This is a genomic window from Streptomyces sp. 3214.6 (assembly GCF_900129855.1).
GTDB classification, from domain to species: Bacteria; Actinomycetota; Actinomycetes; order Streptomycetales; family Streptomycetaceae; genus Streptomyces; species Streptomyces soliscabiei.
On the sequence record NZ_LT670819.1, the window covers coordinates 3,238,809 to 3,253,953 of the forward strand.

Genomic DNA, 15,145 nt, shown 5'->3' on the forward strand with positions numbered 1-15,145 from the left:
TTCGGTTCGCCCGAGGGGGAAGAGAAGAGATGCAAGGTTCTGCCCAGCACAGTGGTGCGCGCGCCGAACTAGAGGACGCGAGAAGCAGATACCTCGCCGTCGGCACCTCCAGCGCCATCACCATCGCGGTCCTCGTGGCCTTTTTCGGCGTTGCCTTCTTCTATCTGCTGGAGGACCATCTCTCACCGGTCAGGTTCACCGCGGGCATCGTGACCCTGTTGCTCGTCTACTGCGTCCAACTGACCCACTCCTTCGGCTACCTGTCTCCCCGGCTGACCCGCCTGAGGTACTGGACCTTCGGACTCCAGGTCCTCCTCACCTATCTGCCGTTCCTCACCTTCGCCGATGCCTGGCTCGCCACGCCGGGCGTCCTCGCCGGCTCCGCCCTGCTCGTGCTGCCCCGCCGCTGGATGTGGCCGGCGTTCGCGGCGATCGTGGGATCGTCCAGCCTGCTGATACTGGAAAGCGGGGTGGGCCGTGGCTCGCTCGGGTACGGCACCGTCGCGACCACGCTGACCGGCCTGGTGGTGTTCGGGTTCTCCGAGCTGACCCGCCTCGTCCAGGAAGCCCACCGCACCCGCGAGGAACTCACCCGGATGGCCGTGGAGGCCGAACGGCTGCGCTTCTCGCGCGATCTGCACGATCTGCTGGGCATGAGCCTGACCACCATCGCCTTCAAGTGCGAAGTGGCGCGGCGGCTGCCGCCTTCCAAGCACGCCCGCCTGCAACAGGAACTGACGGAGATCCTGGAAGCCACCCAGCGGGCGTTCATCGACGTCCGTGCCGTCTCACAGACCTACCGTGCCATGTCACTGGCCACAGAGGTCGACACCGTCTTCGCCACCCTCAGGAACATGGGTGTGCACGCCCAATTCCGGGGCAGCGCCGGGCCGCTGCCGCCCGACATCGAAACGACCCTGGCGACGGTGCTGCGCGAGGGGGTCACCAACATGCTGCGGCACAGCAGGGTCGGCACCTGCGTCGTCCGAATCCACCGCGAACAGGACGCCGTCAGACTGACGGTGACCAACGACGGACTCGAAGGCCACCCGGCCTCCGCGTTCAGCAACGCCCGGCCGGGAAGCGGCCTCAACAACCTTCGCGATCGCATCGAAGCGGTGGAAGGCCGGCTCACCGCGGAGATCACGGACGGGAAGTGGTTCTCCCTCACGGCGGTCGTCCCGGTCCCGGCGAAGGGCCCCGCGCCCAAGCACTGGCTCGTCCGGCCCGTGCATCCCTCCGGCAGAGGGATGCACGATTCCGCTTCAGTTGCCTGAGCACTGAGCTCAGGCCCGGTCCCCGGCGCGACTCGTCGGATACTCGTCAGATCCAGCCGCCCTCACGGGCGATCCGTACCGCGTCCATGCGGTTGCGGGCGCCCAGCTTGACCACGGCGCTGCTCAGGTAGTTCCGCACCGTTCCTGTGGAGAGGAACAGACGGCCGGCGATGGCCGCGGTGCCCTCGCCCGCGGCGGCGAGCCGAAGGACTTCCAGTTCGCGTGGCGCCAGCGGCTGGGTCACGTCCTCAAGCGCCGCGACGGCCAGTTGAGGGTCGACGACCCGCTTCCCGGCGGCCACCGCCCTTATGGCGCCGACGAGTTGGGCCGGGTTGGCGTCCTTGCACAGGAATCCCGTGGCGCGGGTGGCCAGCGCCCGGCGCAAGGTGCTGGGATTGCCGAGCCCCGTGAGCATGAGGATCCGGCAGTCGGGTACGGCTGTGGAGAGCGCGGCGGCTGCGGTGATGCCGTCCATCCCCGGAAGACCGATGTCGAGGACGGCCACATCCGGTCGCAGTGCGCGCGCCTTCGGAACGATCTGATCGCCGCGATCGACTTCGGCCACCACGTCGAAGTCCGCCTCCAGCGCCAGGAGTTCGGCCAATGCCCTGCGCAGCATCGCCATGTCCTCGGCGATCAGAATCTTCAGCATGGCCCCCCCCTCACATCGGCGGTCCCCAAGACCCCCTGCGCTCATACTCTCACCCAAAAAGCCAGATCACAGCTTGGAAACGCCCAACGCCCCATCCGCCAACCAGGGCGATCGCAAAGTCAGTTGTCCCTGGAATGACGCCGGTCAGCCGCATCCGAGGAGCCCGGCGGCCGCTCGAAAGAGCCTGACTCGGCGGTCCCGCGACTGCTTCCCCTGTTCATTCAGCGGGGTGCGGGGCCGTGCTGTGGCGGATGTGGAGGGCGACGGGGACCAGGGTCAAGGGAGGGGCGGGGGGTGAGGGAGTGTCGATGTGGTTGAGGAGGGTGTGGAGGGAGATGGTGCCGATGTCCTTGAAGTCTGTGCGGATCGTTGTCAGCGGGGGCAGGAAGTGGGCCGCTTCCGGGATGTCGTCGTAGCCGACGACGCTGACGTCCTCCGGGACCCGGCGGCCCGCCTCGTGCAGAGCGCGTAGGACGCCCAGGGCCATCTGGTCGTTCGACACGAAGACCGCGGTGAGGGTCGCGTCCTTCGCCAGATTCCGGCCCAGGTCGTAGCCGGAGTCCGCGCTCCAGTCGCCGAAGAGGGGGGTGGGGATCTCGGCTCCGGCCGCCTGGAGGGTGGCGCGCCAGCTCTCCGCTCGGCGGTCCGCCGAGGTCCAGCCCGTCGGGCCCGCGAGATGGTGGACCGTGGGGTGACCGAGGGAGAGCAGGTGCTGCGTCGCCTTGCGGGCGCCGGTGCGGGCATCCGAGGTGACCATGGGGGTGCCGTCGCCGAGATCGTTGTCCATGACGACCAGGGGGGTGTCCAGATGGGCCTCGGCGAGGGCCCGGGCCACCCAGAGCTGGGGGGCGATCGCGATCACGCCGTCCGCGCCCTCCGCGGAGAGACGGTCCGCCGCGCGTACGACGGTGTCCTTGTCGGCGGTGTCCAGAGCGATCGAGCTCACCAGGTAACCCGCCTCCTGCGCCGCCGCGTTGATCGCGGTCAGGGTCGAGGCGGGGCCGTAGCGGGCCGCGTCGAAGGAGATCACGCCGAGCATGCGGGTGCGGCCGCTGGCCAGCGAGCGCGCGCTGCTGCTGGGGCGGTAGCCGAGGGTGCGCATGGCCGCCTGGACCGCCTCCCGGGTCTCCGCGCGGACGGCCGGGTTGTCGTTGAGCACCCGGGAGACCGTCTGCTTGGAGACACCGGCCAGTTTCGCGACGTCGTCCATCACAGGGCGGGCGCCGGCGAAGTTGCGTCGGCTGCGTCCCTTGGTCGCCTGGCCGTCGGTCGCCGGGCCGTCGTCGGCGGTTGGGGTCATGGCGGGGCTCTTCTTCCTTCCGGCCTGTCCTGGGCTGGGCTGAGCTGGGCTGGGCTGGTCAGCCACAGGATAGGCCGAGGGGAGAGGGGGTGGTCGTCAGTGCTGCTTCGGGCCGAGGTCGGGGGTGTCGGTGAGGTGGGCCTCGGGGGTGGTGGTGCCGTGGAGCTCGAGGAGGACCAGGTCGTTGGCTCCGGGGCGGAGGACGGGGGCGGGGACGTAGAGGGTGCGCTGGGGGCCGCGGTTCCAGTAGCGGCCGAGGTGGAAGCCGTTGATCCAGGCCTGGCCCTTGGTCCAGCCGGGGAGCGAGAGGAAGGTGTCGGCCGGGGTTTTCACCTCGAACGTGCCGTGGTGGAAGGCGGGTTGGGCTGCTGCCGCAGCCGCAGCCGCTGCCTCGGCCGCGGCCGTCGTCGTCGTTGGAGTGGCGGTTGTGATGGTGGGGGGTTGTGTGAGGGGTAGGGGGTGGCAGTCCCAGTTCTGGAGGGGGGTGCCTGCGTAGGTGACCGGGCCCAGCAGGCCCTTGGGGGTGCCTATGCGGGGGCCGTAGTTGACCCGGCCCATGTTCTCCACGAGGACGTCGAGGACGGCCCCGGGGCGGGGGACATGGACGGGGAGCGTCTCGTCGTAGCGCTCGCGTTCCAGGACGCCTACGGGGGCGCCGTCCAGGAAGACCTGGGCTCGGTCGCCCACTCCCCCGGTGAAGTGGAGGAGGCCGGCGCCCTCGTCCGGGACGGTGGTGCGGTACAGGACGTATCCGGCTCGCTGTCCCAGGTCGTCGGCGGTGAGGGGGTCGGTGGACCGTACGGGGGGCGTGAGATGTGAGAGAAGGGGGGTCCTGTTCGTCAACTGGACTGTGGTGAGCGGGAGTTTGGGGGCGGGGGCCGGTACCGGCTCGGCGGGGAGTTTCGTGTGGCGGGCGAGCACCTCGCGGAAGGCGTGGTACTTCGGGCCCGGGTCGCCGCTTTCGGTGAGCGGAGCGTCGTAGTCGTAGGAGGTGACGGTGGGGGCGTAGGCGTGGTGGTGGTTGGCGCCGTTGGTGTAACCGAAGTTGGTGCCGCCGTGGAACATGTAAATGTTGACGGAGGCGCCTGCGGTGAGGAGTCGGTCCAGGTCGGCGGCGGCCTGGTCGGCGTCCCGGCCGTGGTGCGGGCCGCCCCAGTGGTCGAACCAGCCGATCCAGAACTCCGCGCACATGAGGGGGCCTTGGGGCTGTGCCTCGCGGAGACGGGCCAGGGACTCGTCCACGCGGCTGCCGAAGGTGCCGGTGGCCAGGACGCCGGGGAGCGTGCCGTTCTTGAGGTGGTCGCCGTCGGTCTGGTCGCAGGTGAAGAGGAGTTCCTCGATGCCGCGGGAGCGGAAGGCCTGCTCGATGTGCTTGAGGTAGGCGGGGTCGTCACCGTAGGCGCCATACTCGTTCTCCACCTGTACGGCGATGACGGGGCCGCCGGATGCCGCCATGTACGGCAGGAGTGGGGGGAGGAGGAGGTCGAGGTAGCGGTCGATCACGGCGGTGAAGCGGGGGTCGCTGGTGCGCAGGCGGATGCCTGGGTCGGGGGTTGGGGTGGTGTCGGTGGCGGGGGTGGTGTCGGGGGTGGGGGTGGGGGTGGTGTCGGGGGTGGGGGTGGGGGTGGGGGTGGTGGTGAGCCAGTGGGGGAGGCCGCCGCCGTCCCACTCGGCGCAGATGAAGGGGCCTGGGCGGAGGAGGACGTGCAGGCCCTCTGCGGCGGCCAGGCGGAGGAAGCGGGGGAGGTCGAGGATGCCGTCCAGGGCCAGGGTGTCGGGGTCTGGCTGGTGGAGGTTCCAGGGGATGTAGGTCTCGACCGTGTTCAGGCCCATGAGGCGGGCCTTGTGGAGTCGGTCGGCCCACTGGTCGGGGTGTACGCGGAAGTAGTGCAGGGCGCCGGAGAGGATGCGGAACGGTTCGCCGTGGAGGAGGAAGCCGTCGGATGTGGTGGTGAGGACGGGCATGCGGGTCCCTTCGGTCGGGGCGAGCGAGGTGGGGTGCGGGTGCAGGTGCGGGTGGGGGTGGGCGCCGGCGCGGTGGGTGGGGTCGGGGTCGTGGCGGTGCGGCGAGCCCGTCGCGTGTTGGGCGTACTGCTGCCTGTTGAGACGGTGGGGTTGGCTGTGACGGGCTGAGCGACGGGCTGCGCCGCACCGCCACGACCCGCTCCCGGCCGTCGGCGGCCGCGGGTGCGTCGGGATTCCCTCTCCGCCGCCGCCGAGACTGCTGGGTGCTCAGTGGGGTGTTTTGCTTGTTGCTCTGATCAGCCAGAGGGTGGCTGCCAGGCAGGCGGCCGAGACCGTGGCCAGGAGGATGGGGATGGTTCTCACGCCGGACCACTCGATGGCCTTGCCCAGTGCTGGGCCCGCCGTGACGCCGCCCAGCATGGACGCGGCGATCACCAGGGCGCCGGCGCGGCGGGCGTGCGGGGCGGTCCGGTTGAGCCAGGGCAGGCCGGTGGGAAAGATCGGGGCGATGAAGAGGCCTACGCCGGCGTAGGCGTAGGGGGCCAGGTTCGGTACGGCGGCCAGGAGGAGGCAGGCGGTCATGCCGGCGCAGGAGACGGTGATGATGGCCTGCGGGGAGAAGCGGAGGGCGATCGGGGCGACCAGGAAGCGGCCGACGGTCATCATCAGCCAGTAGACGCTGGTGGCGGTGGCGGCCGTGCCCGCGGCGTAACCGACGGTCTCCAGGTGGGTGGGTTCCCAGCCGCCGACGCCTGCCTCGATGCCCACGTGCAGGACGTAGAGGGTGACGAAGACCGCGAGGACGGTGGTGAGGCTGCGGCGGACGGGGGTGGGGTGGGCGTCGCGGGGTGGGGGGTTGGGGGTGTGGTCGCGTACGCCTCTCAGGCAGAGGAGGAGGGGGAGGTTGGCGAGGGCGAAGGCCAGGAAGAGGCTGGGGTAGTACTCGGCGCCGACCGCGCCGATCAGGGCCGGGCCGAGGATCGCGCCGATGCCGAAGTGGGCGTTGAGGATGTTGAGCATCGCGGTGGAACGATGGCCGAAGCCGATGGAGAAGAGCTGGTTGAGGCCGTAGTCGATGCCGCCGAAGCCGAGGCCCGCGAGGAGGGCCGCGGTGAGGGCGAGGGGCCAGTTCGGCGCGAGCGCGAAGCCTGCAGCGCCGGCTGCCATCAGCAGGAACGAGGTGGCGAGGATCCGTCGGTTGCTCGTACGGCCGTAGCGGCGGTCGAAGAGGAGGACGCCGGCTACTCCGCCCACGAAATGGGCGCTCAGGCCGAGGCCTGCTGCGGAGGGTGAGAGGCCGAACTCCTGGCGCAGGGCTGGGATCGCCGGGCCGTAGAGGGCCTGGAGTGCGCCGATGAGTACGAAGCCGGCGCAGGAGGCGGCTACGGCGGGGGTGGTGAAGACGGGGATGGTGTCGGGTGGGGTCGCCGCGGGGGCGCGCTGTGCCGTGGGGTGGTCGCTCACGCGAACTCCAGAAGCGGACGGCCCACTGCGGTGTGGGGTGGTGTGATGATCCGACGAACATCGATGTTACCGGTAACATTGGAGGCGTCAAGATATTCGGCGGACTTGCCGTTCAGGGCGGGAGCGTCGCCAGGAGGCGCGGGAGTAATTCCGGTCGGGCTCGGGGACTTTGGGGTCGGCATGCGATCGTCGCTCGTGCCGGGGCGTTGTCAGTGGCGGGTGCCAGCATGGGGGCATGGTCGAAACGGGTGAGTTCGAGTGGCGTGACTTTCTGGTGCGGTGGAGTGGGGAGTGGGCGGATGCGGGGGAGGATGAGCAGTCGCTCGGGGAGCGGGACTCGGTGCCTCGGCGGGAGCGATGGCTGGGGTTCGAGGGGGCCGACGAAGCGCTGATCGTCGCGGCGGAGGAGCGGCTCGGGTGCCGGCTGCCGCCGTCGTACCGGGCGTTTCTGGAGGTGAGCGACGGGTGGCGGCACGCCGGCGGGTTTGTTTACGTGCTCGCCGGGACCGAACAGGTGCGCTGGCACGAGGACTCCTCGGGGCTCGGTCAGGAGTTCCGGGACATGCTGGACGAGAACTCCACTCCGGAGGAGGTGCTGCAGGCGGGGGTCTGGGAGCGGGGTCTGCAGCTGCAGGTGGAGTCCGACGCGATGTACGTGCTGATGGATCCCGGGGACACGGACGAGGCGGGTGAGTGGGCCGTCCACGTCTGGGCCGGCTGGCGAGCGGCTCCGCCCGAACGGTACGGCTCCTTCCGGGAGTTCATGACGGCGATGCACCGGGAGTTCCACAGTCTGCAGGCGCACCGGCTGGGTGCGGCGTTCGTCAACGACACGACCCGGGCGCTGGACGCCGCAGTCGAGGAGGCGCGGCTGGACGCCTTGCGCGGGCGGTACAAGCGGGCGGAAGCGGTGCTGGAGAAGGCTGTGGCCTACGGCAGACCGCGGGCCCATGGACTGTACGACCAGATCCGGCGGCTGTCGGGACACAGTTACGGGGTCGGCTTCTGGCCGCTCCCCATGGATCCGGTGTACGCGCCCGAGTTCCTGCCCGTACTCGCCGCCGAACACGTGCGCGACGGGAGGGACGACCGCGCCTGGCGCATGCGGCTGTCGGGTGCGGACGACACCGTGCGGGAACTGGCCGACGCCGTGCTGCGGGAGGTGCGGGAGAGGACGTATCTGTACACCCCCGACGGGGAGTTCGGGCGCGCCCTCGACGAGGCTCGGGAGCAGGCGCGTTGGGGGCTCACGGACGAGGCGTGGCGCATCGTGCGGAAGGCTCTGCCGCAGTGGCGGCCGCGAGGGCCCGAGCAGCTCGCGCCGATCGGGCTCCTCGCCGATCCGTTCCTGGGGCCGGTGTGCGATGTCCGTGAGCGGGGGCGGGAGTTGCTGGCCACTCCGCGTGCCGGGGAGACGGGGGACGCGCCTGTGCCGGCGGGCGACATCGATCCGCCCGGGCTGGCGTGGCTGGCCGAGGCGGATGGGGGCGGGGGTGGCATGCAGGAGGGGTATCGGTTCCTGCTCGTGGAAGGGGTGCGGCCGGACGAGTTGCCTGAGCTGGTGGGGGCGGAGGGTGCTCGTGAACTGCGGGGGCCGGAGAGCCGGTTCGAGGCGGTCTTCGGGGCGCATCGGCGGCGTGGCCAGGACTCGGCACCCTGGGAGGACCGGGCGATCACCGCGGTGGGCCTGGCCGGGGCCGACTGGAGTTTCGCCTTCGATGGTCAGCCGCCTTTGTTCAACGGTCAGCGGTTCGTTTCGCCGGCGGTCGTCGCCTCCCGTGGCGGACGGGAGGGGGGTCGGGCGCTGGTGGTGTGGAAGTCGCCGGGGGCTTCGCTCCGGCGGCCGGACGTCTTTCATCTGTCCCTCGCGCAGGACGGCGAGGAGCGGTACTCGTTCACCGTCCGGGGGGACGAGGTGGCGGAACGGCATGGGGACATACCCGACTCGCTCGATCCCGACCGCTGGTTCGGCGGCGGCACGGGTGAAGGGGGGCTTCTGGACGCCGTCGCGGGCGAGTTCGGGGTGCGGCTGCCTCGGTTCGCGCTGGCCCGGGGGCCTGCGTACACGCTCACCACCCTGTCGTGGACGCGGCCCGCCGAGCCCGGCGAGGCGATCCTCGTCATGCGCCGGACGCGGCCCGGGGCCGAGTAGCGGCGAAAGCACGCGCGGGTGGTGTCGGCTCGGGCACGGGTTGGTTGCGACAAGGGCTTTTCGGCGCAGGGGGGTTGGGGGACGGGACAGCATGCGGCGCATGGGGAGAGACCGGTACGTCGACTTTCTGCGGGCCTGGGCGATTCTGCTCGTGGTGTTCGGGCACTGGGTGATCACCGGGCTGGTCCGGCATCCGGACGGTGAGATTGGCGCGCCGGAGTTGCTGGCGACGGTGCCCTGGACGCAGTGGCTGACCCTGGGCTTTCAGATCATGCCGTTGTTCTTCCTGGCGGGCGGGTATGCGGCCGGCGGGTCCTGGTCTCGGGCGCGGGCCGGTGGGGCGTCCGTCGCGGGGTGGGTGGGGCAGCGGGCCGTACGGCTGCTGTTGCCCACGGCCATGTACAGCGGGCTCGTGCTGCTCGCCGTCGGGGTGTGCGCCGGTCTCGGCGTGGATCCCGGCACCCTCGCGCTGGTGGGGTGGGCGTTGGCCATGCAGTTCTGGTTCCTGCCGGTGTATCTGCTGCTCAGCGCCCTGACGCCGCTGATGTACGCCCTTCACGAGCGGTGGGGGGTTCGGGTGCCGGTGGGGACGGGGGTCGTCGCGCTCGGGATCAGTGTGCTTGTCGCGGCCGCCGGGTCGTCGTCCCGTACGGGAGGCGTGGAGGCAGTGGGTGCGCTCAACTACCTGCTGGTGTGGGGGGCGGTGTATCAGCTTGGGTTCTGCTGGCGGGACGGGGTGTGGGGCGGCGGGACGCGGACGCCGACCCGGAAGCGGACGCGTACTGTGGCGGTCGCCATGGCGGTGGGGGGTGGGGTCGGGTTCGCCGCGCTGGTCGGGCCTGGGCCGTTTCCTGTCAGTCTGATCCTGGTGACCGGGCAGGAGCTGAGCAACACCAATCCGCCGTCGGCCGCCATGCTGGCGTGGGCCGTGGCTCAGGTCGGGGTCGCGCTGGCGGTTGCGCCCGTGGCGCGGCGGGTGTTGGAGCGGGCTCGGGTGGCGCGGGCGGTGCGGGTGGTGGGGGCCGGCAGCATGGCCCTCTACCTGTGGCACATGGTGCCCGTGCTGATCGTCGCCGCCGCCTTCTATCTGACCGGCCTCGCTCCCCAACCCGGTTACGGGTCGGTCGGCTGGTGGGCGCTGCGAGTGCCGTGGGTGGCGGTCCTGGGCGTCGTGCTGGTGGGGGTGCTGCTGGCTTTGCGGCCGCTGGAGCGGGGGGTGGCTGCCGTGGGCGTCCGGGTGCTGCCCGACGCGGGGCTCCGAGGGGCGGCGGCCTGGCGGATGTGGGGCGGGCTCGGCGTGAGCGTCTGGTCGCTGACCTATTTCGCCGGGCACGGGTTCGCTTATGGCGGCGGGTTTCCCGTCTGGGCAGCCGTGGGGCTGGGGGTGGGCACGGGCTTGGTGCTCGTGGGGCCGTCCCGACGGGGCGGAAAGGCGACGAATCCGACGACGGGGGTCCGGCGGGCGCAGGAGTTCGTGGCGAGAGCGCGGCTTTGAGAAAGGCTGCCTTTCTCTACCGACACCGCGACCTGCTGCAGCACCTCCACACCGCAGCCACGACACCGCTGTCCACCGAAGGGCAGGCCCAGGTCAGCAGGGCCTCCCTGCAAGCCGACCTGGCGAACGCCCTGGAGCGCAACACCCGGCTCACCGCCCGCGTCCGGCAACTGGAGAACCGGCTCTCCCAACAGCTCGGGGAACAGGCCTGGCGCGACTCCGGCCTCGGAGCGCCTACCGACATCGACCACCTCCAGCGGCAGATCACCACTCTCGAACAGCGGGTGGTGGAGCTCCAAGGTCAACTCGAAGATCGCGCCGAGGAACTGCAGGCCGCGCGTGCCGCCAACCGAGAGCTGACCCGATCCCTCAACCAGACCCACCGCTGACTGCGCCTCTTCCGCAGAACCGCCCGGACAGCGCATGCCGGGATGCGATCAGCGGCCAGGGGAGGTGCCATGGGAAAACAGGAGGTGGGAAAGCCATGGCCCGAGCTGTCTGGAGCGGTGCTCTCTCATTCGGGCTCGTCGCCCTACCAGTGCAGCTGTTCACCGCCACGGAGAGCCACACGATCCGCTTCAACCAGCTCCAACGCGGAACATCGGACCGAGTGCGCAACAAGCGAGTCAACGAGCGCACCGGTGACGAAGTCCCCATGGAGGAAATCGTCAAGGGCTTCGACATGGGGGACGAGTACGTGGTCGTCGAGCCGGAGGAACTGGACGAGATCGCCCCTGGCCAGTCCAAGTCGCTGGAGATCACCGGGTTCGTCGACCTGGACCAGGTCGAGCCGGTGTTCTTCGACAAGACCTACTACCTGGCGCCCAAGGGCAAGGAGTACGCCAAGGTCTACGCCCTGCTCCACAGAGCCTTGGCCCAAGCGAACAAGGTCGGTATCGCCACCGTTGTCATGCGCAACCACGAGTACCTGGTCGCCGTGAAGGCAGAGGGCGACGTCCTCGCGATGCACACCATGCACTGGGCGGACGAGGTCCGCGACCCTCACCGGGAGATCGGGAATCTCCCGGAAGAGACGCAGGTCGCCGACAAGGAGTTGCAGACGGCGGTGCAACTGGTCGAGGCGCTGAGCATCGACTGGAATCCGGAGGAGTACCACGACACCTACCAGGAGAAGGTGCTCCAGCTCGTGGAGGCCAAGCGCACCGGTCAGACCGTGGAGAAGGGCGAGCCGCCGCCACGCTCCACCAACGTCATCGATCTCATGGGCGCGTTGGAGGCCAGTGTCAAGCAGGCCAGAGCCACCAGGCAGGGCAGCGAAACGGAGGAGCAGGAAGCCGCGGGGGGCCGTCCTCCGGCACAGTTGAAGAGAGCGGCCGAAAGACGCGCCGACCGTACGGCAGGAAAAGCAAAGAAGTCCTCGAAGGTTTCGGAGCTGGAAGGGCTGAGCAAGGCAGAGCTCTACCAGCGCGCATCCGAAGCCGGCATTCCCGGTCGTTCATCAATGACCCGCGAGGAGCTGCTCAAGGCCCTCACTGGCAAGGGAGGACGCCGCACCACACGAGCCTCCTGACGTCGCTCCTCACAGCCGGACCTGCCGTGTCTGGCCGATTTTCTCCCCAGAATCGCTGTGACCGCCGGTCCAGGCGCATGGATTGGACTTTCGGCAGTGTCGGACGGCCCCTTGTGTCCGTACCGTCGCCCCCGTGAACAGCACGGTGATCCAAGATGCGGCTGCGAGCCCGACAGCTGTTCCCCGTCGGACTCTTGATCCGTGGGGCCTTCTGGCAGCGGGAGCGGTGACGTTCGCCGGACTGAGCATGGCGAGCCTGTGGTGGGCTGTCCCAGCTGCGGTCGTGGCTTTTCTGGCAGGTCGGGGACCCGGACGGACGGGGCCGACAGTACTCGCCCTGGTCGCGATGCTCGCGGCTGGTGTGATGACGTTGTCCGTCGTGCCGGCCTGGCTCGCGCTGGGGAGCCGGTTTGTGGCCGTGGTGGCTTTCGCCATGATGCTGCCCTGGTTCACGGGCCGCTTCTCCCGCCAATATCAGGAACTTGTGAGAGCCGGCTGGGAGCGAGCCGAGCAACTGCAACGTGAGCAGCAACTGGTTGCTGACCAGGCCCGGCTTCGCGAGCGGGCGCGTATCGCTCAGGACATGCATGACGTACTCGGCCATGACCTCAGCCTGATCGCCCTGTCGGCCGGTGCGCTGAAGCTCGCGCCCGGCCTTGAAGAGCACCATCGAAGGGCCGCAGGTGAGATCAGGGCCAAGGCGGCGGCCGCAGTGGAGCGTCTCGCAGAGGTGATCGGTGTCCTGCGTGAGGAGACCGACGACGCGCCACGGCGCCCGGACGGCTCCGGAATCGCCGATCTGGTGGAGGAGGCATCCGCTTCCGGGCTCGCGGTCGAGTTACGCATCGAGGGCGAGGCAGTCGATGTGCCGCCGGCGGTTGGGCGTGCCGCCCGCCGGGTCGTCCAGGAAGGGCTGACCAACGTTGCCAAGCACGCGCCTGGCGCGGCAGTGACCGTCCGCGTGACGCACACGGCCACGGAGACGGAGGTGATGGTGGAGAACAGCACGTCATCATCGGTGGCCGGTCTGCGGTCACCGGGTGGGGGACGTGGCCTCATCGGCCTCGAAGAACGTGTGCGACTGGCCGGAGGCTCCTTCGCCCACGGCCCGTCCGACGAGGGCTTCGCAGTCGTCGCACGAATGCCGCACACACCCCTGGCACCGCAGCCACCACCACGCACGTCCGTAGTCTTCGAGGCCATTCCCGAGTTGCCGAAGGAACATCGCCACGCTCGGCGTCGTGTCCGTCGCTCCCTCGTGATCGCGATCATGGCCCCCCTGGTGACGGGTGGATTGCTGAGCGGAGCGCTCACGGGGTGGGAGATGCTGTCGGCGCCACAGTCAGTTCTGGAACCGGGGGACTATGCCCGCCTGCACGTCGGGCAAGATCGTTCCGAGGTGGAGCGTTTCCTTCCTGAGCACCAGACGAGCCATCGGCCACTGACGGCCGAACCGAGAGGCGGCGACATAACGTGCGAGTACTACGCGATGACGGCCGACCGGTTCGACGACCGGTCTGGGGACGCCTACCGGCTTTGTTTCCGGAAGAACAGGCTGGTGTCCCTGGACACCCTCACTCCGTGAGTTCCCGATGATCCGTGTGCTGATCGCCGACGACGAGCCGATGATCCGCGCAGGGGTGCGGGCCGTTCTTGCCACGGATCCGGACATCGAAGTCGTTGCCGAGGCCGTCGACGGTCACCACGCCGTGGAACTGGTTCGGTGCCACCGCCCCTCGGTGGCCGTACTCGACATCCGCATGCCGGGGATCAACGGCATCGAGGCGGCGGTGGAAATCCGCAGGACAGTGCCGACCACGAGCGTCATCATGCTGACGACGTTCGGGGAGGACGACTACATCCTCCAGGCACTCGGCGGAGGTGCGGCCGGATTCCTGATCAAGTCCGGCGAGCCCGAGGAACTGATCACAGGAGTCCATGCAGTGGCCGAAGGAGCCGCCTATCTGTCACCGAAGGTCGCGGCCCGGGTCGTCGCCCACCTTGCCGCGACGGGCGCGGGTGCCCTGGCCGGCCGGCGCTCCGCCGCCCGTGACCGGATCGGCGCTCTCACCGCCAGGGAACGGGAGGTACTGGCCTTCCTCGGAAGCGGGCTGTCCAACGGGCAGATCGCCCGACGGCTGCACGTGGTGGAGGGAACGGTCAAAGCTCATGTGAGCTCCATCCTGGCGAGGCTGGGCGTGGACAACCGAGCTGCTGCCGCGGTCGTCGCCCACGAGGCCGGGATTGTGCCCTCGCAGCCTTGCCAGCCGTGACGCCGCACGCTGAGCAAGCGGTAACAACGCGAGCAGCACGGCCGCCACCCCGGTGCCGCCAAGGATCGCACCGGCGAGCACATCGTGCGGATAGTGGACCCCCACAACGACACGCAACAACGCAGCAGCCCCGGCCAGCGGCAGCGTCACAGCAGCCAGGCGAGGCCACAGCATGGCCACGCCGACACCCAACCCAGCGGCCAAGGTGGCGTGATTGCTCGGGAACGACCAGTCCCCCGCCTGGGGGCACTCCGAGATCACGTCAGCACCCATGCGCAGGGCGCGGCAGGGCCGCTCCTCGTCCACCACCAGCTTCACCGCTTCGCTGACCGCATAGGCCGCAACCGTGCCAAGGCCCGTCAATACGGCTCCTGAGGCACCTCGCGAGTCTTTGCGGCGGACTGCCGTCCACCACATCCAGGCCAGCAACACGCCGAGGATCACCAGCGTGCCCTCGGTTGCTAATTCCAAGAGCGCGCCCATCCACGACGGTGCGTCCGCCACCGTCCCGGTCACCGAACGGTATGCAGACGCCGAGGCTCCGCCAGTGACCTCGACCGCACTCACCTCGCCCAGCCCACCCGGGGAAAGCCAAGCGATCACTCCTCCCCCCACGCCCAGGACGCACAGTGCGCCCAGCAGCCGGCCGGCCCTGACCTTCTCTCGCGGTTCTCGTTCCATGAGGTCCGAACGTAGAAGCGGGCACAGCGGGGAACCCGAGCCGAACGGCAACACCGGACCTTGACGATCGTCAGGGTTGACGGCTGTGACGACTTTCGTCCCGTGTCACCGAACTCATTGATCCGCCACAGCTGTTGCAGTCGGTGCTGCTGACGCCAGTCCATCCCACCTGCACCGACACCACCCTCCCACTGCCAGAACACCTCACACCCCCAGAGAACCGCCGTCCTCCAGATGGATCTGGCGGAAGGAGATCGAGTGGCTCTCGGTGGCGTTCACCAGCTTGATCGGGATGCTGACCAGGCCGAAGGAGATGGCGCCGTTCCATATGGACCTCAGGTGCAACATCCTCCCC

General features: G+C 69.6%; 11 protein-coding genes and 2 pseudogenes. 7 read left to right on the plus strand and 6 right to left on the minus strand.

Going from position 1 to position 15,145, the window contains the following annotated elements; all coding sequences use genetic code 11:
* Window positions 1–29 precede the first annotated feature (29 nt).
* Window positions 30–1,277 (plus strand): sensor histidine kinase, encoded by a 1,248-nt coding sequence (locus tag B5557_RS14410; protein ID WP_079659635.1) that lies wholly within the window; start codon window positions 30–32, stop codon window positions 1,275–1,277.
* 46 nt (window positions 1,278–1,323) lie between these two features.
* On the opposite strand, the gene B5557_RS14415 is transcribed toward B5557_RS14410, so the two are convergent.
* The 4 genes from B5557_RS14415 to B5557_RS14430 form a co-directional block, all read right to left on the minus strand.
* Window positions 1,324–1,929: a response regulator transcription factor gene (locus tag B5557_RS14415; RefSeq protein WP_079659636.1), complete on the minus strand. Its 606-nt coding sequence runs from the start codon at window positions 1,927–1,929 to the stop codon at window positions 1,324–1,326.
* A 217-nt stretch (window positions 1,930–2,146) separates the two neighbouring features.
* Window positions 2,147–3,229, minus strand: coding sequence for a LacI family DNA-binding transcriptional regulator (locus tag B5557_RS14420; protein ID WP_079659638.1), 1,083 nt, complete (start codon window positions 3,227–3,229; stop codon window positions 2,147–2,149).
* Window positions 3,230–3,325: 96 nt separating this feature from the next.
* Window positions 3,326–5,194, minus strand: coding sequence for a glycoside hydrolase family 35 protein (locus B5557_RS14425; protein WP_079659639.1), 1,869 nt, complete (start codon window positions 5,192–5,194; stop codon window positions 3,326–3,328).
* Between the two features lie 267 nt (window positions 5,195–5,461).
* A complete protein-coding gene (locus B5557_RS14430; RefSeq protein WP_173877679.1) occupies window positions 5,462–6,658 on the minus strand; it encodes an MFS transporter in 1,197 nt (398 codons plus the stop codon).
* A gap of 235 nt (window positions 6,659–6,893) precedes the next feature.
* Here B5557_RS14430 and B5557_RS14435 point away from each other — a divergent pair, with 235 nt between their 5' ends.
* The 6 genes from B5557_RS14435 (at window position 6,894) to B5557_RS14460 (ending at window position 14,109) form a co-directional block, all read left to right on the plus strand.
* Window positions 6,894–8,810, plus strand: a complete 1,917-nt coding sequence (locus tag B5557_RS14435) for an SMI1/KNR4 family protein (protein ID WP_079659641.1) — start codon at window positions 6,894–6,896, stop codon at window positions 8,808–8,810.
* 100 nt (window positions 8,811–8,910) lie between these two features.
* Window positions 8,911–10,305 (plus strand): acyltransferase family protein, encoded by a 1,395-nt coding sequence (locus B5557_RS14440; RefSeq protein ID WP_079664773.1) that lies wholly within the window; start codon window positions 8,911–8,913, stop codon window positions 10,303–10,305.
* Window positions 10,302–10,694 carry a hypothetical protein gene (locus B5557_RS45085; protein ID WP_079659642.1) on the plus strand — a complete coding sequence of 131 codons (393 nt, stop codon included), beginning with the start codon at window positions 10,302–10,304 and terminating at the stop codon, window positions 10,692–10,694. Before B5557_RS14440 ends, B5557_RS45085 begins: the two co-directional genes overlap by 4 nt.
* 95 nt (window positions 10,695–10,789) lie before the next feature.
* Window positions 10,790–11,836 (plus strand): non-homologous end joining protein Ku, encoded by a 1,047-nt coding sequence (gene ku / locus B5557_RS14450; RefSeq protein ID WP_079659644.1) that lies wholly within the window; start codon window positions 10,790–10,792, stop codon window positions 11,834–11,836.
* Window positions 11,837–11,969: 133 nt separating this feature from the next.
* Complete coding sequence (locus B5557_RS14455; RefSeq protein ID WP_079659645.1) at window positions 11,970–13,421, plus strand: histidine kinase; 1,452 nt, start codon at window positions 11,970–11,972, stop codon at window positions 13,419–13,421.
* Window positions 13,422–13,428: 7 nt separating this feature from the next.
* Complete coding sequence (locus tag B5557_RS14460; RefSeq protein ID WP_079659647.1) at window positions 13,429–14,109, plus strand: response regulator; 681 nt, start codon at window positions 13,429–13,431, stop codon at window positions 14,107–14,109.
* Here B5557_RS14460 and B5557_RS45935 read toward each other — a convergent pair.
* A pseudogene (locus tag B5557_RS45935) lies at window positions 14,068–14,790 on the minus strand (phosphatase PAP2 family protein); the annotation flags it as partial. The gene B5557_RS14460 and the pseudogene B5557_RS45935 sit on opposite strands and share 42 nt — an antisense overlap.
* Window positions 14,791–15,003: 213 nt before the next feature.
* Window positions 15,004–15,129 (minus strand): annotated as a pseudogene (locus tag B5557_RS42850) (Ku protein); the annotation flags it as partial.
* Window positions 15,130–15,145: the final 16 nt, after the last annotated feature.